Below are 19,363 nucleotides of genomic sequence, written 5' to 3'. Positions count from 1 at the left end.
TGATGGAGCATCGACGCCTGACCCCCGAGGCCGTCGCCCAGGCGTCGGGACGCGCCCGGTCGACGATCGGCATCATCGAGGACATCAGCCCCGTGCTGGAGATGCCGGTGGCCGACCTGCGAGTGATCGCCGACCTGCCCGACGCCCCGGCACCCGGCCGTTCCGCCCCCTACCGGGCCGCGACCGAGATCGGCGAACTCGTCGCCGTCGCGAGCCGGCTCACCCCGGAGCAGGTGGGGCGCACCTGGTCGCGATCGACCGTGCTACGGGTCGGCCACGGCCGACTGACGTGTCGTCACGTCCGCGGGGTCGCGCGGCGCCACGCCACGGCGAGCGGGATGCCGGCGACGTCGGCGTACCGACGCGCATCAGCCGTGGACGGTCCGGCGCCGCCCTCGGCCGGCGGCCGGTTTGCGATGACCGTGCGGGGAACCCTGCGACCTCACGTCTGCTCGGCCCGGTGGTCACTGCCCGGCCGGGGCGGGGCACGAGGAGCCGGCTGTCTGGTTCATCGTCCAGCCGTCGCCGAGGACGTGGACGGTGGCGTCGGTGAGGGCGTCCGGGCGGGCGTCGGAGGGAGGCTCGCCGCCGCCGCCGACGGCGCCGCCTGCGGCGTCCGTCGAGCGGGACGCGGTGAACGGTCCGCCCGCGCCGGACACCGTGCAGGCCAACTGCGTCATGGCCCGGCGGCTGAACGGGGGCAGGCCCTTGGGGAGCTGCACGTAGACGCCGTCGCTGCCGGTCTTCACCTGTAGCCCGTCCTTCAGGCGGGGCAGCTCCGTGGTGGCCTGCGTGGCCTCGTCGGGGCTCGGTCCGCCGAACAGCATGCGGACGGCCGCTTCGGCGTCCCAAGGGGTGGTCGCCTTGCGGAGGTACGCCCTCGGCTTGCCGTTGTCGAGGAAGTAGAGGGAGACGAGGACCATCTTCGCGTTCTGCGGGACGGGGGAGTACAGGCCGCTCGCCGGCTCGCCGGCCTCGATGACCCCGGACGGGGGGACCCCGCAGGCCGTCAGCGCGAGCGCCGCCGCGAGGCCGGTCGTGAGCGCCGCCAGGCGCGCCCGCCTCACCGGGCACCCGCGTCGTCGTCGGCCGCGGGGCCGCCGGCGGCGCCGTGCAGGGGGAGTTCGACCGTGAACGCCGCGCCGCCCCACAGCAGGTTGGCGGCGCTCACGCGGCCGCCGTGCAGGCGCACGTTCTCCGCGGTGATGGCCAGGCCCAGCCCGCTGCTCTCGCTTCTGGCGCGTGAGCTGCCGGCCTTGTAGAAGCGTTCGAAGATGTGCGGCATGGCTTCCTCGGCGATCCCCGGTCCGTTGTCGGTCACCTCGATGACGGCCCACGCCACGCCCGCGGGATTCTCGCGCACGCCCACCGTCAGCCGCACCGGCGGCTCCCCGTGCCGCAGCGCGTTGCCGACGAGGTTGGCGAGCACCACGTCGAGCCGGCGCGGATCCACCCGGGCCCGGAGCGCGCCGGGCGGGGGCAGGTGGGTCTCCACCCCGCCCTGCCATCCCCGGGCGGCCAGGGTGTGCTGGACGAAGTCGGTCAGGTCGATCTCGTCGACGTTGAGTTCGGCCGCGCCCGCGTCGAAGCGGGAGATCTCCATCAGGTCGTTCACCAGCACGCTCAGCCGGCTCGTCCCCTCGCTGACGAGCCGCAGCGCCTCGCCGGTCTCCCGGTCCAGGCGCAGCGCGTTCTCGTCCAGGACGTCCGTGACCGCCGACATCGCCGCGAGCGGGGTGCGCAGTTCGTGGGAGACGTCCGCGACGAAGCGGCGGGCCTGGGCCTCCATGCGGCGCAGCTCCGCGACCGACCGTTCCAGCGCCGCCGCCGTGTGGTTGAAGGACTGGGAGAGGTCGGCGAGTTCGTCGGTCCCGTTGACGGCCAGCCGGACGTCGAGGTGCCCCTCGGCCATCCGGCGCGTCGCGCCGCGCAGCGCCCGTACGGGACGGAGCACTCCGCTCGCGGCCAGCAGTGCCAGGACGACGGCGAGGCCCAGGGCGACCAGGGTGGCGTGCTCGATGGCGCTGACCATCGCCTCGACGTAGGCCTGTTCGGTGTCCTGCGGCACGGCCAGGTACATCACGAGCCCGGAGAGCCTGGGCTCCTTGGCCTCGCCGCTGTCGTAGGTGACCGGCAGGCCGACGACGAGCCAGGGACGCCCGTCGGCGTTCACCCGCTGGAACACGGCGGCGCGCTTGGTCGCCACGGAACGGCGCAGTTCGGGGCTGAGCATGTCGAACTGGGCGCCCACCGCCCAGGCGCGCAGGTCGCCGTAGGTCGCCATGACCCGCCACTGCTGGGACTGGTTCGCGCGCTGCACATCGTTCACCGCCGCGTCCAGGTCCGACTGGCCCGGCGGGAGGGGGACGTTGAGGGCCGCCTCGTTCACGCCGGCCCGGAACTGCCGGATGACGGCGTCCTGGCTCTGCTGCAGCACTCCCGTGCGCGCCTCCCGGAAGGCGACGGCCCCGGTGCTCAGGGCGCCGGCCATGGTCACCAGGACGAAGGCCACCACCAGTCGGGAGCGCAGCCCCCGCAGTGGCAGCGGCACCTTCTCCAGCGCCGCCTGGTGGAACCGCCGCCGGCCGCGACGCCCGGCCGGGGCGTCGTGGGCCGTGGGGGCGGAGCCTTTGGTGTCGTACGGCATGCCGGCGGAGCTCGTACCGGCGGAGCCCGTGGCGTCGTGGGCCGCAGCGTCGTGGGCCGCGGCGCTCCCGTGCTCCCGGGCGTCCCGTCGCGCCCGTGCCGGTCCCCGGCGGCTCATGCGGTACCGAAGCGGTAGCCGAAGCCGCGCACGGTCTGGATGTACCGGGGTGCGCCGCCCAGTTCGCCGAGCTTGCCGCGCAGCCGCTTCACGCAGGCGTCCACGAGCCGTATGTCGCCGTAGTAGCTGTGCTCCCAGACCGCTTCGAGGAGCTGCTGGCGGCTGAAGACCTGTCCGGGCGAGGCCGAGAGGGTCAGCAGCAGCCGGAGTTCGGAGGGGGCGAGCGCGACGGTCTCGCCGCGGTGCGTCACCACGAGGCCGGCCCGGTCGATGCCCAGCTCCCCGTGCGACTCCGCCCGGGGCCGCACGGAGTCGGAGACCGACGCGTCCTGCCGGCGCAGCACGGCCCGTATGCGCGCGTCGAGCACGCGGGCCTGCACCGGCTTGACGACGTAGTCGTCCGCCCCGGCCTCCAGGCCCACGACCACGTCGATGTCGTCGCCCTTGGCGGTGACCATGATGATCGGCACCTGGTCGCGTTCCCGTATGCGCCGGCACACGTCGAGACCGGAGATCCCCGGCAGCATCAGGTCGAGCACGACGACGTCCGGATGGAAGGGGCGGAGCTGCTCCAGTCCCTCCTCACCCGTTCCGGCGGCGAAGACGTCGTGCCCCTGGTGTCGCAGCCCCAACTGGACGGCCTTACGGACATCTGGGTCGTCTTCGACAATCAGGACTCGTGGCACTTCGCCAGTGTAAGCAGATCGCGATCGGCGGCCGTCCCGGGAAAGGGCCCCCCGTGGGAGCTGTTACAGAAGGGTCATACCCGGGGCGCGGGGGCGGCCCCGTCGTCGGCGAAGAGGCGTTCCGGCAGACGTGCGTTACCGTTTCGTGATCCGGCGAGCTCATGGCGATCATTTCGGATGGCCACTTTGAGCTGCCATGGATGCATCCCACCGCGCCGGCCGCCACCGCACCTCGGGCCGCAGGCGCCGTCCGCGCCGCCGGAGCCGGCGCTATCTGGTCGTCACGCTGGCGGTCGCCGGACTGCTCGGCTCCGTCGCGTTCTTCCTCGACGGCGGGCGCGGCGAAGCCTCGGACGGGGCGCGGCACCGGCGGAGTGTGGCGCACCTCACGCCCTCCGCCTCCCCCTCACCCACGGCGACGCCCACCCCGCCCCCCAAGCCCAAGCCGACGAAGAAGCCGACGAAGAAGCCCACCCCCGCCAGGATCGATGTCCCCGCGACGGGCAGCGGCACGTTCGTCACCGCGCAGGCCGGCGGCGTGAAGGTCGGGCGCGGCCCGCGGCCGCTGCGCTACGTGGTGAAGGTCGAGACCGGCCTCGACGTCTCGCCGGCCCAGGCCGCCGACGAGATCGCCGGCATCCTCGCCGCGCCCCGCGGCTGGACCCACAACCCCGCCTACGCCTTCCAGTTGGTGGGCGCGGGACAGCCCCACGACCTCACGGTGAGCATCGCCACGCCGGGCACGGCCGACGCCCTGTGCTGGGCGGGCATCCACCAGGACACCCAGGGCGAGTACAACTGCGAGGTGCCCGGCGGGGTCGTGGTGAACCTCAAGCGCTGGGCCGAGGGCTCGCCCACGTTCAAGGGGCCGATCCACGACTACCGGGCGCTGATCGTGAACCACGAGATGGGGCACTTCCTGGGCTACACGCACACGACGTGCGCGGGGCCCGGGCAACTCGCCCCCGTGATGATGCAGCAGATCAAGGGCCTGCACGGTTGTGTCGCCAACGCCTGGCCCTACGACGGGCACGACCGCTTCGTCACGGGGCCGCACGTGCCGTGAACCCCGTTACGCCTGATGCCGGTGGGGCCGTCGTGAGGCGCAGCGCCCGCTGATACACGGTTGATGCGCGGCCGAGCGGCGGCGGATGCCCGGCAGGGACCCTCCTCGCGCATGATGGAGGCCCTGTACCTGCGTCCGATGGGAAGATATGTCGGTTTCCGTGACAGAGGGGGCGGCGGCCCCGGCGCCCGTGACCGTCCTGCTCGTCGAGGACGACGAGGTGATCCGCAGGGCCGTCACCATGGCGCTGGAGCGCTACGGCTACCGCGTCACCTCGGCCGCCGACGGCCTGACCGGACTCGAACTGTTCCGGGAGGGCCGCTACGACCTGCTCCTGCTCGACGTGATGCTGCCGGGCCTGGACGGCATCGGGCTGTGCCGGCGGGTCCGGGAGACCAGCATGGACCCGATCCTGATGATGTCCGCGCGCGGCGACGCCCTCGACGTGGTCTCCGGCCTGGAGGCGGGCGCGGACGACTACGTGGTCAAGCCCGTGGACACTGCGGTGCTGGTGGCCCGGATCCGCTCCCTGCTGCGGCGGGCGACCTTCAACCCCGTCACCGGCCCGGGTCCGTCCGGGCCGGGCCCGTCCGGCCTCGGTCCGTCCGCCCCGGCGGCCAGGCCCGAGCGGACTGAGGACCCCGCACGCCTCGTCTTCGGCGACCTGACGATCGACACCGCGGGCCTCGAGGTGTCGCGGGCCGGCGCACCGGTCGCGCTCGCGCCCACCGAACTGCGGCTGCTCCTGGAGTTCGCCGCGAACCCCGGCGTGGTGCTGGACCGGAACACCCTGCTGCGCAACGTGTGGGACTACGGCTGGGACGGCGACAGCCGCGTGGTGGACCTGTGCGTGCAGCGGCTGCGGAAGAAGGTCGGAGCCGAACGGATCGAGACCGTCCGCGGCTTCGGCTACAAGTTGCGGCGCTGACATGGACACCGTCCGCGAGCTGCTCAACTGGCGTTCCCTGCGCTGGAAGATCGCCCTGCTCGTCACCCTGGCCTGCTGCGTGATCGCGCTCACCGTCGGAGTGCTGGTCCACCGCAGCACACTGGCACGGTCGATGAACGACGGCGGCGCGAAGGCCGCGGCCCAGCTGGAACAGGCCGTGGTCGCGTACAAGGAGAAGGGGACACCGCCCGACGGGCTGGAGACGGTCCCCGAGGCGATGCCCGGCGAGCTGCTCGACCGGCTGCGGCACGGCCAGGGACCGAGCGCCGGCTACGCCACCTGGTACGACGGCGACAGCCCCGGGGACCACCCGCGGATGTGGGCGGCGCGGCTGTACCGGGACCGGCCGGTGGCGGTCGCGACCGACATGACGCCCGACCTGCTCACCCGGCGTGCCCTGGACCGGCACATGTGGAAGTACTCCCTGGCCGCGCTGGGCGTCGTCGTCCCGCTGACGCTGCTCGCGGCCGAGCTGCCGCACCGCAGGCTGCGGCGCGTGGCGCGGACCGCCCGCCGCATCGCGGCCGGCGACCTGGCCGCGCGGACCGCCGCCGGCCCGCCCGGCCGTCGCGGCGGCGACGAGATCACGGAGATCTCCGCCACCGTGGACTCCATGGCCGACAGCCTCCTCGGGCGGCTGACGACCGAGCAGCGCTTCACCGCCGACGTCGCCCACGAGCTGCGCACCCCGCTGATGGGCCTGGTCACCGCGAGCGGGCTGCTGCCCGAGGGGGAGGCCACCGACCTGGTCCGGGACCGGGTGGGGGTGCTGCGGGACCTGGTGGAGGACCTGCTGGAGATCTCCCGGCTCGACGCGGGCGCCGAGCGGGCCGAAGCCAGACCGGTCCCGCTCGCCGAGGTGGTCGGGGAGTCGCTCGCCCGCACCGGACTGCCGGCCCGGTTCACCCCGGACGGCGCCGCGCGGGCGAGGACCGACCCGCGCCGGGTCGACCGGATCGTGGCCAACCTCGTCGTCAACGCCCACCGGCACGGCGGCGCGCCCGTCGAGGTCGCGGTGGCGGGCACCACCGTGACCGTGCGGGACCACGGCCCGGGCTTCCCGCCCGAACTGCTCGCGGACGGGCCCCAGCGCTTCCGTACCGGGGTGTCGGAGCGGGGGCGGGGCCACGGCCTCGGGCTGACCATCGCGCTCGGCCAGGCCCGGGTCATCGGCGCGTCGCTGTCCTTCGCCAACGCGCCAGGCGGCGGCGCCGTCGCCACGCTGCGGCTGCCGGCCTCCGGCTGAGCCGCCGCCACGCCCGGGCGCGACCGAGCCGGGGCGCGCCCGGGTCGATACACGACGGATGACCGGTAGAGCGGCGGCGGAGACACGGTGACGGCCGGGCCGACACCGGCGCGCCCCACGGTGGGCGGTGTGCGTGAGAGCCACGCCGTGAACCCGTGGAGGTGCCCCGCCCATGCGCCCGGTCCCCGAACCCCGAGAGCACGAAGCGCCAGGTCCCCCGCCGCCGCGGTCCGGGGGACCGCGGGCCCTGCCGGGCGCGTCGCGTCCGCCGCGGCGGATCCCCGTCCCGGTCGCGGCCGGGGCCGCCGCCCTGGCCACCCTGATCGGCCTGGGCGCGCTGGTCGTCCCCACGGGGGACGACGGCCACGGGGCCGGGCGCTCCCGGACGGGCGGTGACCACCGCGGGCGCACGGTGCCGCGCCTGACCGTGCCGCTCCCCTGGCCGTCCCAGGGGCAGGCGAGCGTCCTGGTGGAGGGGCTGGCCGACCTCGGGACGAGGGGCGAACAGCGTCCGGTGCCGATCGCCAGTGTCACCAAGGTGATGACCGCCTACGTGGTCCTGCGCGACCACCCGCTGCGCGGCGGGGCGACCGGCCCCCGGATCACCGTCGACCGGCAGGCCGCGGACGAGTCGGTGTCCGGCGTGGAGTCCAGCGTGCCGCTCCGGGAGGGGCAGCGGCTGAGCGAACGGCGGCTGCTGGAACTGATGCTGGTCCCCTCCGGCAACAACGTCGCCCGCATGCTGGCCCGTTGGGACGCCGGCACGCAGGAGGCGTTCGTCGGCAAGATGAACCGCGCCGCCGACGACCTCGGCATGGACCGGACGACCTACACCGGGGCCAGCGGCATCGAGCCCACGACCGTCAGCACCTCCGGCGACCAGCTGAAGCTGGCCCGGCAGGTCATGCGCGACCCGGTCTTCCGGGCCGTCGTCGCCCTCCCCAGCACCACGGTGCCCGGTGTGCCCGGGCCGATCGCCAACACCAACACCCTGCTCGGCACGTCCGGTGTGATCGGGCTCAAGACCGGCTCCAGCACCCCCGCGGGCGGCGCCCTGATGTGGGCCGCCACCGCCCCCGACCGCGACGGGCACGGCCATCTCGCCCTCGGCGTGGTCCTGCACCAGCGCTCCGGCACCAGCCCGCAGGAAGGCCTGAACGCCGCCCTCGGCGCGAGCCACGCGCTGGTGGAGGGCGTACGGCGGTGGGTGGCCGGGACCGACCCCGGCTCCGCGGCCAGCGGTGCCCGGACCGCGGCCAGGTGAGCCGGCCGTGACCACCCTCCTGCGCATCCCCGGCGCCCTGCCGGACCCCGCCGGCGAAGACCGTCCCGGCGGCCGCCCCGGCGCGTGGCGGCGCGGCCGCGTCCCTGCCGCCGTCGCCGCCGTGGCCGCACTGCTGATGCTGGGCCACGCCCACGTCCCCAACGCGGCCGGCCACCTCGGCAGCCTCCTGGAGACCTTCCTGCCCTGGACCGGGCTGGTCGTGCCGGTCCTGCTGCTGTGCGCGCTGCTGCGGCGCTCGGCCACGGCCGCGGTGGCCGTACTGCTGCCCACCGTCGTCTGGTGCGCCCTCTTCGGCGGCACGCTGGCCGACAAACGGGCGGCGGGCGGTGACCTGACCGTGGTGACGCACAACGCCAACGAGGAGAACCCGGACCCGGCGCGCACCGCCCGTGCCCTGGCGGCCTCCGGCGCCGACCTGGTGGCCGTCGAGGAGATCGGCGACAACGCGGCCGCGTACGGCGCCGCGCTGCACGCCCGCTACCCCTACCAGTCGGTGCAGGGCACGGTCGGCCTGTGGAGCCGCTACCCGCTCGCCGACGCCCGGACGGTCGACATCGCGCCCTGGCCGCGCGCGCTGCGGGCCACCGTCCGCACACCCAAGGGCCCCGTCGCGGTCTACGTCGCCCACCTGCTGTCGGTCCGGGTCACGCCGTTGTACGGCTTCGGCACGGCCGGGCGGGACACCGCGGCACGCGCCCTGGCCGCGGCCCTGCGCGCCGAACCCCTGCCCCGCACCGTGCTCATGGGCGACTTCAACGGCACCGCGGACGACCGGGCCCTGTCCGAGGTCACGTCCCAACTGCGCTCGGCGCAGGCCGAGTCGGGCGCCGGATTCGGTCTGACCTGGCCGGCGTCGTTCCCCGTGGCCCGGATCGACCACATCCTGGTGCGCGGCCTGCAACCGCGGTCGGCCTGGACCCTCCCCTCCACCGGCAGCGACCATCTGCCGGTCGCGGCCTCGTTCCGCCTGTGAACCCCCACGGCCCGGCCCGCCCGGCCGCACCGCCGCCCCTCCGGCGGCGGTGCCGCGGTGACGGGCTCGCGGCGGCGCGCGGGCCCCGGGCGGACGGCCCGGGGCCCACGCGGGGGGCGGAGGGCTACGCGGTGGTCCGGTAGGCGCGGTAGATCGTCTGCCGCACCGTGTTGCCGTGCGCGTCCGTGAGGACGACGCGCAGCGAGACCGTGCCCGGGCGGGCGGGGTGGCGCAGTTCGAGCCGCTCGCGGTCGGCGACCTCGGCGGGCCGCCAGGTTCTCCCCTCGTCGTACGACACGGAGACCGCCAGCTTGCGCGCGGTGCGTGCGGTGGCCGCGCCCTCGACGGTGAACGGGACGGTGAAGGCCCTGCCCGCCCTGGCGGTGCTGGCCGCCCCCAGCTCGGGCGTGAAGCGCACCGCCGACAGCGGCAGCCAGGCGACGTCGTCCCCGGCCACGTGGGCGGAGTGGAAGGTCCACTCCGCGGTGACCCGGGTGCTGACCGCGGAGTTCGACCGGGCGCGGGTGACGTCCGTGGTGAGCCGGTAGGCCCGCCGCCCGGGCGGCAGGGTGTGGGTGTCCCCGTTCAGGGGTGTGCCGGCGGTGAACACCGGGGTGCCGTCGGCGTACAGCGCGCTCCGGGCCGCGGTGTAGTCGGAGACGCCCGCGTGGCCCGCGCCGTCGGAGAACAGCGGCACGTAGGCGCTGAAGTCGTCGCCGGCACGGATCGCGCCGGTCGCCTCCCCGCCCGCGGCGTAGAGGTGCGGTCCGAAGACGCCGACGTTGAACCGCTGCGCGTACCGCTTGCCCGCGGTGTAGGCCCTGGCGCGGGTGACGGTCTGCCCGCTGTCCCAGCGCGGTTCGCCGTCCGCGCCCGGCGCGCCGTACTGGCTGATGGCGTACTGCCACTTCACGCCCGGCAGGACGTAGTCGGTGACGGTGCGCGGCAGGGCGACCTCCTCGGGGAAGAAGTCGAACAGCGAGCCGTTGGGCAGCAGGGGAGCGGCGCTGAGGCTGCCGGTCTTGCCCGGGGCGGGTGCGCCGATGGTGACGGCCAGTTCGGCGAAGTCCTGGCGCCGCAGTTGCGCGGTGAATCCGGAGAGGTCGCCGGTGCGGTTCCAGACCGGCCGGTAGTTCACCGGGCCGTGGTTCCACGTGCCGTTGTACTGCGCGAACGCCTCGTCCGCCGGGAGGGGCGCCCCGAGCTGTCCGACCCGCAGGTCGTCGAAGCCGCGCATGACGTACGTGGCGGTGTAGCCCGCTCCGTCGACGGCGACGCCGAAGTTGAGCATGGCGTCGGTGTGCCGGGCCTCGCGGTCGGGCACGGTGATGCGGACGGGCCGGGCCTCGCGGGCGTCCATGACCAGGGTGGTGTCCCGGTCCAGGGTGAACTTCGGGTGCAGCAGCAGGGCCAGTTCCCCGTCGTCGGGACCGGCTCCGGTGGCCACGCGGCCCTCGAGCGTGTAGCGGCCCTTGGGCAGCCGCACCGTGAACTCGCCGTCCGCGGGGTCGGCGTAGTCCCGCCAGATGTCGCCGTCCAGCCCGTACACGCCCGTCTCGGCGTCCCCGGTGGGCTCGCCCCGCAGGTCCAGGTGCCTGACCGTCAGGTCGTACGACTCGACCTCGCGGTGCACGCCGAACGCGGTCCGCACGGTGGTGTCCCCGGCCGTCGCGGTCACCGAGCCGCCGAAGGCACCGTCGGCGGTGCCCGCGCGGGGGTCGGCGGTCACGGCCGCGGTCGCGCTGCCACCCGCCGGCACGGTGAGGCGCGCCGGAGAGACGGTGAACATGCCCTCGGCGGCGGGCTTCCCGTCGTCACCGAAGGCCTCGGTGGCCAGGTCGAGGGTCACCGGACGGTCGCCGTCGTTGCGGTAGAGGATCTCCTTGGTGACGGGCACGTCGTCCGTGTGGGGCCAGCGCGCCGTGCCGAAGCCCAGCGAGGGCGGGCTGCCGGTCACCTGCCGGCTGATGGCCCGCCGCACGTCCACGCGGCCCGTTCCCTGCGCGTACGCGGAGAGCCCGGGGGCGGCGACGGCGGAACCGGTCAGGACGGCCTTGATGCGCTCCCCGTCCCAGTCCGGGTGCTGCTGGGCGAGGATCGCGGCGGCGCCGGCCACGTGGGGGGTCGCCATTGACGTGCCGCTCATCGACACGTAGCCGTCGGCCGCCGGTTCGCCCTCGGTGCCCTCGGCGGCCCGCGCGGCGACGATGTCCACGCCCGGGGCCGTGAGGTCGGGCTTCAGGCTGCCGTCGGCCGTGGGGCCGCGGCCGGAGAACTCGGCGACGGCGTCCGTACGGTCCACCGCGCCGACGGTGAGCGCGGCGGCGGCGCTGCCCGGCGAACCGATCGTGCCCGCGCCGGGACCGCTGTTGCCCGCGGCGGCGACGAACAGGGTGCCGGACTCCGCCGACAGTTCGTTCACGGCCTGCTCGACCGGATCGGTCTCCGAGGAGTCGTCGATGCCGAGGCTGAGGTTGACGACCTTTGCACCGCGGTCCACGGCCCACTGCATGCCGGCGATGATGCCGGAGGCGCTGCCCGATCCGCTGTCGCCGAGGACCTTGCCGCTGATGATGCGCGCCCCGGGCGCGACGCCCTTGTACGTCCCGCCCGACCGGGCCCCGGAGCCCGCGACGGTCGAGGCCACGTGCGTGCCGTGGCCCACGCGGTCGACGGTGTCCGGCGCATCGGAGAAGTTCACCTGCGCGTCGACGCGGCCCTGGAGGTCCGGGTGCGTCGCGTCCACCCCGGTGTCCAGCACGGCGACGGTGACACCGGTGCCGTCGAAGCCGGCCGCCCAGGCCGCGGGGGCGCCGATCTGCGCCGTGCTCCGGTCCAGGCTCGCCTCGTACGTGCCGTCCAGCCAGATCCTCTCGACGTCCGCGGAGGTGTCAGCGGGAGCGGAACGCCCTTCCGCGCCGCTGCCGGTGAGCGTCCGCCACAGTGCGGCGGCCTCGGACTTGGGGGCCCGCAGGGCGTCGCCGTTGACGCTGGGCAGGTCCCGGGTGACCCGGGCGCCGGCGGCCGAGAGCGAGCGTGCCGTGACGGAGCGGCCCTTGGCGTAGCTGACGATCAGCGGCACGTCGGGGCGGGAGGCGTCGTCGTACCCGAAGCCCACCAGCCTCGTCACGTCGAAGAGTTGCCGGTCGGCGGTGCCGTCGGCGATCAGCCGCTCGGCGTCGCGCGGCACCACGACGGTGTGCCCGCCGGCCGCCCGGGAGACGCGGAAAGTGATGCCCTCCCGGCCCTCGGCGGCCCGGACGCCGACGACCTGGCCGGCGCCGTCCAGGCTCACCTTGTCGCCGGTGACGAGGGTGACCGTCCGCGCGGCGGGGGCGCCGGCGCCCGGTGCGGGCCCGGGAAGCGATCCGGTACGGGCCGCGCCGTCGGACGGTGCGGCCTGCACGACGCCGGCCGTTCCGCCCAGTAGGGCCGTGGCGACGGTGACGGCGATGAGCGGGGCGAACGCCGCAGCCGGCGCTCGTCTCTGGTGTGTCAAGGCATGCCTTTCTTACCGGGCACGGCGAAGCGGCCGGTGGGTGAAGGGGGACACCGCGCGGGGCGGTTGACGTGGTCGCCTCTTACCTGTCGATCCCGGCCGCCGGGTTCCCGTTCTCCCGTGACCGGTTCGCCCGGAGGCCGTCGCCGTGGCACGTGACGCCAGGACCCGGCGGACCGCCGCCGCGGCCCGGGCACGCACCTTCGGGATCGCACCGACCGGCCCGGAACGTCGCTCGACGGGACTCGGACGCACGAGTGCGGGTATGGGGACTGTGTGACATGTTCGGAATGAACGGAGATGGTCCGTATGTCTCGGACGCAACCCGGCATCGAGCAGCACCCCGATCTGCTCGAACTGCGCGCGGACTACGAGCGCGCGACCGCCACCAACCGCGGTCAGGCCGTCGCGGCCATGGGCCTGCTCACCGGCACCTACCTGGCCGCTTCACCGTGGATCGTGGGCTTCAACTCACTGTTCGGCTTCAACGCGCTGTCGACGATCGCCGTGAACAACCTGATCGCCGGAATCGCGTACGCCCTCCTCATGGGAGGCGTGGGACGCGGCTTCGAGCGGACCCACTCCAGGGCCTGGGCGGCAGCGGTGATCGCCCTGTGGACGATCATCTCGCCCTGGTGCGTCACGGGCAACGTCAGCACCACCCGCACCATCACCAACAACGTCGTCGTCGGCGTGATCGGGCTGGTCCTGGCTCTCGCGGCGGCGACGCTCCGTCCCGACAGCCTCCGCCACGGTCACCGCGACGCGTCGCGTTCGACGGGAGGCCTGGGAAAGGTGTAGGAGGCCGCTTCGGTCCCCCGGGCGCCCGATCGGCACAACTGGCCCGGGCCACGCGGCGCCTTGCGCACGCGCGACCCGGTGCCGTCCGGGCACGGCCGGGCCCGGCGCACCGTGCGGTGCACCGGGCCCGGCCGGCTCATGTCAGGGGGTGGCCCTGTTCGCGCAGACGACGACCGCGTACACGCCGGGGGTGCCCACCCCGGCGGGAACCGCGTTGACGATCCACGAGGTGGAGGGATTCCCGCTCGGGAAGCTGCCCACGACCGTGGCCGTGACGACCTTGAACCCACCGCCGATGGCGAGCTGCCCGGCGGGGCAGGCCAGCGCGTGGTCCTGACCGTCGGCGGGGAACAGCTGCACCAGGGTGTTCGCGCCCGCGAGACCGCCCGAGGCGCCCGGGACGCCGGGGGTGCCCTGAGGTCCGGCGGGCCCGGCAGGCCCGGCCGGGCCGGGCGGACCGGCGGGACCGGCCGGTCCCTGCGGTCCCGGGACGCCGGGGATGCCCGGACGGTTCAGGCAGTAGTTGGGGAGCGTCGGATACGGGTAGCACGGGTGCATGGACCGCTGCCCGGCGCTCGGCGCCGCGGTGCCGCCGTCCGCGGGGGCGGCGTACGCCGTGCCCGTCACGAAGCAGGACGCGAGTGCCGCGCTCGCGGCGACCGTCCACACGCGGACGAGGCCGAAGCGCCGCTGTGCCGATGACATGGGCCTGGTTATTCGGTACAACACGTCACCTCCAGGTATGGGTTCTCCGCGGGCGGCCTGTGCCGCCCACCCCGCCGTATGCGGCGGGGACTGTCCTGTCATGAGGGACGAACCCACAGCAAGGATCACTTTTGGTGTCGATATGCGCACGCTGGGTAGCCGAAGGGGTGATGTGCCGTCCCCGGCCGCGCTCAGGACCGGGGCAGCCGCAGGGCGAGCAGGGCGATGTCGTCCACGTTGCCGGGCGGCATGCGGGCCAGGAGCTGGTCGCACAACTCCTCCAGCGGTTCGTCGGCGAGCGCCAGGGCGTTGCGGCGGAGCCGGCTGAGTCCGGTGTCGAGGTCGACGCCGGGCAGTTCGACGAGGCCGTCGGTGTAGAGCAGGAGCGTGGACCCGGGCGGCAGGGGGGTGGCGGCGTCGGGCCGGCGGTCGCGGGTGCCGACGCGGGCGCCCAGCAGCGGGCCGCGCGCCTCGTCGAGGTAGCGCCCGTGGCCGTCCGGCGTGAGCAGCAGCGGCGGCGGGTGCCCGGCGTTCGTCCAGTGCAGGGTCCACGGGCCGTTGCGGGGTCCCTCGACGCGGGCGAGGACGAGGGTGGCCATGGGGACGGTGGTGATCGCGAGCATGGCCTCGTCGAGGCGGTCGACGACGGCACTGGGGGGCTCGGTGCGGTCGTAGGCCAGGGACCGCAGCATTCCGCGGAGTTGGGCCATGCCCGCGGCGGCGGTCAGGTCGTGGCCGACGACGTCGCCGATGACCAGCGCGGTCACGCCGTCCTTGAGCTGGAACGCGTCGTACCAGTCGCCGCCGACCTGGGAAGCGGCGGGTGCGGGCTCGTAGCGGGCGGCCATGAGCAGCCGCCCGGGCCGGGGCAGCGGGGCGAGCAGGTTGCGCTGCATCGCCTCGGCGACGTCCCGCTGGCGGCCGAACCGGCGGGTGTTGTCCAGCACCTGGCCGACCCGGCGCCCGATGTCCACGACGAGCTGGAGTTCGTCGTTGCCGAAGGGGACGGCGGGGTCGGTGCGGACCAGGGTCAGCGCCCCGGTGGCATGCTTTCCCGAGCCCAGCGGCACGGTGAGCGCCGATGCCGCCCCGACCGACTGCAGGAAGCCGTTGTGCAGCGCGGCCAGCGGGGAGTCCGGACGTGCCGCCGCCCCGGCCTGCTCGTGGAGCACGGGCACCGCCCCGCGCACCGCCTGGACCAGCGCGGAACGCGACTCACCCGCGGAGGGGAGACGGGCGCGCCAGCCCTCCTGCCCGCGGTCCCGGCCGTCGGGCCCGGTCACCGCCACCCGGTGCGTCTCGTCGTCGCCGACGAGCAGGTCGACCGCCACCCAGTCGGCCAGGCCCGGGATCAGCAGGCGCCCGAGGCGGGCGAGCGCCTCGTCCGTCTCCAGGGTCTGGCTGAGCACCGCGGTGATCTGCGCGACCAGCGTCAGGCGGCCGGTCAGGTCCTCCAACGCGTGCATGTGCTCGGCTCGTTCGGTGCGGTCGTCGGAGAGGGCGGCGAACACCACCGCGGTGCCCTTGAACGAGTCACCGTCCGTCACCGGTGCGGCGGACCAGGAGACCTCGACCAGCTTGCCGTCGGCGCACAGGTACCTGTCGCCGTCCGCGCGGCCCGCGCTCTCGCGGGTCAGTGCCTCGAGCAACGCGCACCGCGCCCCGGTGCGCCCGGGGTCCGCGTGCCGGTGCACGAGGTCGTGGAAGTCCTCGCCGGCCATGGCCTCGGCCGTACGCTTCAGCAGCCGTTCGGCGGCCGGGTTGACCGCGACGACGCGCCCGGACGGTTCGACGACGACCAGTGACACCACCAGATGGTCGACGACCTGCCGCCAGAAACCCGGTTCGGAGGCCCACCGCCGGCCCCCGTCGGCCCCGTCCGACACCGCGCCCTCCATGATCGACCCTGTTCGCCGTGCGGCGCCGGCCCGTGCGGGGCGTGCCCGTGGACGGCGACCGCCCCTCCATGCTCCCGCGTGAGCGAACCCGGCCGCGGCCGACACGACGGGACGCGGGGCACGACGCCTCGGGGCGGCCCGCCGCGGGTCCCTGCCGACTACGCCGGCCTGGGCACCTGTGCGGCGGACGCGGCGCCGTGGACCGGAACCGGCTCGCGCCACCGGCCGGGGTCAGCTGGGGGAGGCCGTACAGCGGGGACGGCGTGCTGCTCGCCGCCATGGCGTGAACACGATCGCGGTGACCGTCGCGAAGCCCCGCACGCCGGGGCCGGCCGGGGCCGCCCTCGGCGGCCTGCGGATGTCGTGCCGCGCGTCGTCCTCGGTGGTCGTGGTGGGTGCGGTGTGCGGTCCGGGGCGCCGGCCAGGTCGTGTCCCAGGCCGCGGGGCGCGCCTCCCCGGCTGCCAGGGAGGGCCCGTCCTGGTACCGGCGGGACCAGGCACGGCGCCCCGCCCCACGGCCGTACGCGGCTACGCTCCGAGGCATGACCACGGCATCCCAGGAGACGGCCGGCCACCGGCCGCCGGTACCGCGCCTGGAGCGCGGCTCCGTCCACGACGAGGCGTGCCCCAGCTTCCAGGGCGCGGTCGAACTCGTCGGACGCCGCTGGACGGGGGCGATCCTGTCCGCGGCGTCCCAGGGCGCGCGCCGCTTCGGCGAGTACCGCGCCGTCATCTCCGGCATCTCCGACCGGCTGCTCGCCCAGCGGCTGAAGGAACTCGAGGCCGAGGGCCTCATCGTGCGCTCCGTCATCCCGAGCACCCCCGTGCAGGTCCGCTACGAGCTGGCCCCGGACGGCGAGGCGCTCATCGCCGCCCTGCAGCCGCTGGCGCAGTGGAGCGTGCGCCGTCTGCGCCGTACCGGAAGAACCTGATCAGGAAAGATCTGCCCCGGAAAGGGTGTATTCCGGGGCAGATGGGTAATAACTACGCAAAATCTCCGGAGGTAGCACAGAGGGGTGCCACATGACCCGAGGAGCCGAGGGAATCCCCTACCCCACTCCCCGAGCGGACGTCGACCTGGCCCGCGGGTGCGGTGCGTGCTTCAGCTGGGGCACCGTCGTCACCGACCAGGGCCGACACGAACTCTGCCCCGACTGCCAGACCGGCCGGCCCGAGGCTCCCCCGCGCGCCAGGGCCGTGCGGCTGCGCCCCGGCTCGCGCTACGTCTCGCCCCGCTGAGCCCGTCCGCCTGTCCGCCCGTCACGTCCTCACCACGCCTCCGGCCCGCCCCCGCGCCACTCCACCTGCGCGGGGTCGGTCAGGCTGACCGCGCCGGCGTCGTACCCGGCGAGCCACAGGAACCGCAGCAGGTCCGAGAGCGAGTACGCGGTGCCGAAGTAGTCTCCCCGGATCACGACCCTCCGCCCGTCGAGCGGCGGTTCCACGATCACCGGCGGCCCCTCGGTGCGCATGTCCCCAGCCTGCCCAGTCACCGGCGGGAACGCACCGCGGACTGGTCCGGCGGCGTGGCGGAGGCCGCCGGATTCGGCCACGCCGGCGAGTCCCGCAACGGTGTTGATGCGACGTGTGGGCAGCTGAACCCTGACAACCGTGCTGCTCCCGGCCGCGACCGGCTCGTGCCCCGGTCCCTGTCGCTGTGTTCCCGAGTGCCGACGGCCCGGCGGGGTTGAACACGGCTCGGAGAATGCCTTAGCATCATTGTCTAAAGATGGAATGTGAGTCCAGCATTGAGGAGGGTGGGCCGTGGAGCATCCCGTGGCCGAGGAGCCGGAGGGCGACCGCAGGGGTCCCGCGGCCCTTGCTGCGGCCGAGGGCGATGAGCACCTCGTCCGCGAGGCGGAGAAGATCGCTGTGGCCTTGGGCCGCATGTTTCCCGGGCTGTGCGAGGTGGTGCTGCACGACCTGCGGGACCCGCGGCAGGCGATCCGGGTGATCGAGAACAACCTTTCCGGCCGGGAGGTCGGGGATTCGGCCACGGAGCTGGGCCTGGCCCGCATCGCGGATCCGCAGTACCCGAGCGTGATCCAGAACTACCCCAACCGGTTTCCCGACGGTCGGCCGGTGAAGAGCACGTCGATCGGCATCAAGAACGCAGCGGGCCAGTACATCGCCGCCCTGTGCCTGAACCTCGACGTGTCCGTCCTGTCGCCGGTGACGCTGGCGTTGTCGAACCTCGTGGCCACCGATGTCGAGCACCGCGAGCACCCGCTGGAGAACTTGCGGGACCGCAACGTGCGCGAGCTGCGCCGAACGGTGGAGGCGCTGGCCGCGGAGCGCGGTGCCACCCCCCGGTCGCTGAGCCGGGACGACAAGAAGGCGCTCGTCCGGCAGCTGCAGGGCGAGGGCTACTTCGAGGGGCGCGACGCCGCGCAGACCATCGCGGACCTGCTGGGCGTGTCCCGGGCCACGGTCTACAACTACGCCAAGTAGAGGGGCAGTACATGACCGACACCGGACCGTCCGCACCCTCCGCACCTGCTCCTCCGCCCCGTTCCGGCCCGCCGTCGGACGCGGGCCGCGGCCTGCTGTTCATCCCCGAGGAACAGACGGCCGCGCTCGTGGACGAGGAGCTGGCTCTGGAAGCGGCACGCGCGGCCTTCGCCGCGTCGGTGCAGGGCGTGGTCTTCCCTTCCCTGGCCGTGCACGGCTCCGATCCGCGCAACCGGTTCACGCTCAAGCCGTCCGCGTCCGCGACCCACGCCGGGGTGAAGATCGGCTCCTACTGGCCGGACAACCTGCAACGTGGGCTGCCGCGTCACCACTCCACTGTGCTGCTGCTCGACCAGAGGACCGGCCGGATCGCCGCCGTCCTGGAGCTCGGTACCGCGAACGCCTACCGGACCGCCGCGGCCGACGCGCTCGCCGTCGACCTGCTCGCCCCCACCGGCGCCGCCACCCTTGCCGTCTTCGGCACCGGCCATCAGGCCGCCCATGAGGCGCGGGCCGTCGCCCGGGTCCGGCCGATCGGCGAGACCCTGATCGTGGGCCGCGACAAGGCCCGTGCCGCGGCCGTGGCCGCCGCACTCACCGCAGAGGGACGCGCAGCACGTGCGGCCGGTGCCGAGGAAGCCTGCGCGAGCGCAGACGTGATCGTCACCGCCACCACCGCACGGGCCGAGGACCCGCCCCTGTTCGAGGCCGAGTGGGTCCGCCCCGGCACGCACCTGTCCTGCATGGGAGCCGACGCCCCCGGAAAGCGGGAGCTGCCCCCCGCCCTGTTCGCCCGCGCACGGGTCTTCTGCGACCTGCCCGAGCAGGCACGCCGCATGGGCGAGAGCCAGCACGCACCCGAGGACACCGTCCTCACCCCCCTCGGCGAGGTCCTCAGCCAGCGCGCCCAAGGACGCACCGACCACCGTGACATCACCGTCTTCGACAGTTCCGGGATCGGACTGCAAGACCTCTACCTGGCTCTGGCCCTCCTGAAGAAGATGGACATCTCGCTGTGACCACCACCCCCGCCCCCGCCG

The 19,363-nt window shown here is 74.5% G+C and carries 17 protein-coding genes; 10 read left to right on the top strand and 7 right to left on the bottom strand.

Features of this window, described 5'->3' with window-relative positions; all coding sequences use genetic code 11:
* Nucleotides 1-464: 464 nt before the first annotated feature.
* From ACZ7MY_RS07680 to ACZ7MY_RS07670, 3 genes are all read right to left on the bottom strand, one after another.
* On the bottom strand, nt 465-1,067 hold the full coding sequence (locus ACZ7MY_RS07680) for a hypothetical protein (RefSeq protein ID WP_499600351.1): 603 nt from the start codon (nt 1,065-1,067) through the stop codon (nt 465-467).
* Nucleotides 1,064-2,647, bottom strand: coding sequence for a sensor histidine kinase (locus tag ACZ7MY_RS07675; RefSeq protein ID WP_499600350.1), 1,584 nt, complete (start codon nt 2,645-2,647; stop codon nt 1,064-1,066). Before ACZ7MY_RS07675 ends, ACZ7MY_RS07680 begins: the two co-directional genes overlap by 4 nt.
* 113 nt (nt 2,648-2,760) lie before the next feature.
* Nucleotides 2,761-3,450, bottom strand: coding sequence for a response regulator (locus tag ACZ7MY_RS07670; RefSeq protein ID WP_499600349.1), 690 nt, complete (start codon nt 3,448-3,450; stop codon nt 2,761-2,763).
* 196 nt (nt 3,451-3,646) lie between these two features.
* On the opposite strand from ACZ7MY_RS07670, the gene ACZ7MY_RS07665 reads away from it, so the two are divergent.
* From ACZ7MY_RS07665 to ACZ7MY_RS07645, 5 genes are all read left to right on the top strand, one after another.
* Nucleotides 3,647-4,516 carry a DUF3152 domain-containing protein gene (locus ACZ7MY_RS07665; protein ID WP_499600348.1) on the top strand — a complete coding sequence of 290 codons (870 nt, stop codon included), beginning with the start codon at nt 3,647-3,649 and terminating at the stop codon, nt 4,514-4,516.
* Between the two features lie 148 nt (nt 4,517-4,664).
* Nucleotides 4,665-5,444 (top strand): two-component system response regulator CseB, encoded by a 780-nt coding sequence (gene cseB / locus ACZ7MY_RS07660; protein ID WP_499600347.1) that lies wholly within the window; start codon nt 4,665-4,667, stop codon nt 5,442-5,444.
* 1 nt (nt 5,445) lies between these two features.
* On the top strand, nt 5,446-6,711 hold the full coding sequence (locus ACZ7MY_RS07655) for an ATP-binding protein (RefSeq protein WP_499600346.1): 1,266 nt from the start codon (nt 5,446-5,448) through the stop codon (nt 6,709-6,711).
* 172 nt (nt 6,712-6,883) lie between these two features.
* Nucleotides 6,884-7,975, top strand: a complete 1,092-nt coding sequence (locus ACZ7MY_RS07650; RefSeq protein WP_499600345.1) for a D-alanyl-D-alanine carboxypeptidase family protein — start codon at nt 6,884-6,886, stop codon at nt 7,973-7,975.
* Between the two features lie 7 nt (nt 7,976-7,982).
* Complete coding sequence (locus ACZ7MY_RS07645; RefSeq protein WP_499600344.1) at nt 7,983-8,969, top strand: endonuclease/exonuclease/phosphatase family protein; 987 nt, start codon at nt 7,983-7,985, stop codon at nt 8,967-8,969.
* Between the two features lie 124 nt (nt 8,970-9,093).
* Here ACZ7MY_RS07645 and ACZ7MY_RS07640 read toward each other — a convergent pair whose 3' ends face one another.
* Entirely contained in the window at nt 9,094-12,468 is a 3,375-nt protein-coding gene (locus ACZ7MY_RS07640) for a S8 family peptidase (protein WP_499600343.1), read from the bottom strand.
* Nucleotides 12,469-12,777: 309 nt separating this feature from the next.
* On the opposite strand from ACZ7MY_RS07640, the gene ACZ7MY_RS07635 reads away from it, so the two are divergent.
* Nucleotides 12,778-13,269, top strand: coding sequence for an SPW repeat protein (locus ACZ7MY_RS07635; protein WP_499600342.1), 492 nt, complete (start codon nt 12,778-12,780; stop codon nt 13,267-13,269).
* 141 nt (nt 13,270-13,410) lie between these two features.
* On the opposite strand, the gene ACZ7MY_RS07630 is transcribed toward ACZ7MY_RS07635, so the two are convergent.
* On the bottom strand, nt 13,411-13,974 hold the full coding sequence (locus ACZ7MY_RS07630) for a hypothetical protein (RefSeq protein ID WP_499600341.1): 564 nt from the start codon (nt 13,972-13,974) through the stop codon (nt 13,411-13,413).
* Nucleotides 13,975-14,165: 191 nt separating this feature from the next.
* Nucleotides 14,166-15,860 carry a SpoIIE family protein phosphatase gene (locus ACZ7MY_RS07625; RefSeq protein ID WP_499600340.1) on the bottom strand — a complete coding sequence of 565 codons (1,695 nt, stop codon included), beginning with the start codon at nt 15,858-15,860 and terminating at the stop codon, nt 14,166-14,168.
* 554 nt (nt 15,861-16,414) lie between these two features.
* Here ACZ7MY_RS07625 and ACZ7MY_RS07620 point away from each other — a divergent pair.
* Both ACZ7MY_RS07620 and ACZ7MY_RS07615 read left to right on the top strand, forming a co-directional pair.
* The gene (locus ACZ7MY_RS07620; protein WP_499600339.1) at nt 16,415-16,804 is read left to right on the top strand and encodes a winged helix-turn-helix transcriptional regulator; all 390 of its coding nucleotides are present in this window, start codon (nt 16,415-16,417) and stop codon (nt 16,802-16,804) included.
* A gap of 91 nt (nt 16,805-16,895) precedes the next feature.
* Nucleotides 16,896-17,111, top strand: coding sequence for a hypothetical protein (locus ACZ7MY_RS07615; RefSeq protein ID WP_499600338.1), 216 nt, complete (start codon nt 16,896-16,898; stop codon nt 17,109-17,111).
* A 29-nt stretch (nt 17,112-17,140) separates the two neighbouring features.
* Here ACZ7MY_RS07615 and ACZ7MY_RS07610 read toward each other — a convergent pair whose 3' ends face one another.
* Entirely contained in the window at nt 17,141-17,344 is a 204-nt protein-coding gene (locus ACZ7MY_RS07610; RefSeq protein WP_499600337.1) for a hypothetical protein, read from the bottom strand.
* Between the two features lie 304 nt (nt 17,345-17,648).
* Between ACZ7MY_RS07610 and ACZ7MY_RS07605 the strand changes: the two genes are divergently transcribed.
* Both ACZ7MY_RS07605 and ACZ7MY_RS07600 read left to right on the top strand, forming a co-directional pair.
* Complete coding sequence (locus ACZ7MY_RS07605; RefSeq protein WP_499600923.1) at nt 17,649-18,323, top strand: helix-turn-helix transcriptional regulator; 675 nt, start codon at nt 17,649-17,651, stop codon at nt 18,321-18,323.
* Between the two features lie 11 nt (nt 18,324-18,334).
* On the top strand, nt 18,335-19,342 hold the full coding sequence (locus tag ACZ7MY_RS07600; protein ID WP_499600336.1) for an ornithine cyclodeaminase family protein: 1,008 nt from the start codon (nt 18,335-18,337) through the stop codon (nt 19,340-19,342).
* The last annotated feature ends 21 nt before the right edge of the window (nt 19,343-19,363 follow it).

This window comes from Streptomyces sp. NPDC111520 (genome assembly GCF_055635295.1).
The sequence above is the reverse complement of the archived record's forward strand: the minus strand, read 5'-3'. Positions and strand labels throughout refer to the sequence as shown.

Coding starts and splice junctions, on each gene's coding strand:
- ACZ7MY_RS07675 (WP_499600350.1), bottom strand. CDS start 2,647: ATGCCGTACGACACCAAAGGCTCCGCCCCCACGGCCCACGACGCCCCG.
- ACZ7MY_RS07665 (WP_499600348.1), top strand. CDS start 3,647: ATGGATGCATCCCACCGCGCCGGCCGCCACCGCACCTCGGGCCGCAGG.
- cseB (WP_499600347.1), top strand. CDS start 4,665: ATGTCGGTTTCCGTGACAGAGGGGGCGGCGGCCCCGGCGCCCGTGACC.
- ACZ7MY_RS07655 (WP_499600346.1), top strand. CDS start 5,446: ATGGACACCGTCCGCGAGCTGCTCAACTGGCGTTCCCTGCGCTGGAAG.
- ACZ7MY_RS07650 (WP_499600345.1), top strand. CDS start 6,884: ATGCGCCCGGTCCCCGAACCCCGAGAGCACGAAGCGCCAGGTCCCCCG.
- ACZ7MY_RS07635 (WP_499600342.1), top strand. CDS start 12,778: ATGTCTCGGACGCAACCCGGCATCGAGCAGCACCCCGATCTGCTCGAA.
- ACZ7MY_RS07630 (WP_499600341.1), bottom strand. CDS start 13,974: ATGTCATCGGCACAGCGGCGCTTCGGCCTCGTCCGCGTGTGGACGGTC.
- ACZ7MY_RS07620 (WP_499600339.1), top strand. CDS start 16,415: ATGACCACGGCATCCCAGGAGACGGCCGGCCACCGGCCGCCGGTACCG.
- ACZ7MY_RS07615 (WP_499600338.1), top strand. CDS start 16,896: ATGACCCGAGGAGCCGAGGGAATCCCCTACCCCACTCCCCGAGCGGAC.
- ACZ7MY_RS07610 (WP_499600337.1), bottom strand. CDS start 17,344: ATGCGCACCGAGGGGCCGCCGGTGATCGTGGAACCGCCGCTCGACGGG.
- ACZ7MY_RS07600 (WP_499600336.1), top strand. CDS start 18,335: ATGACCGACACCGGACCGTCCGCACCCTCCGCACCTGCTCCTCCGCCC.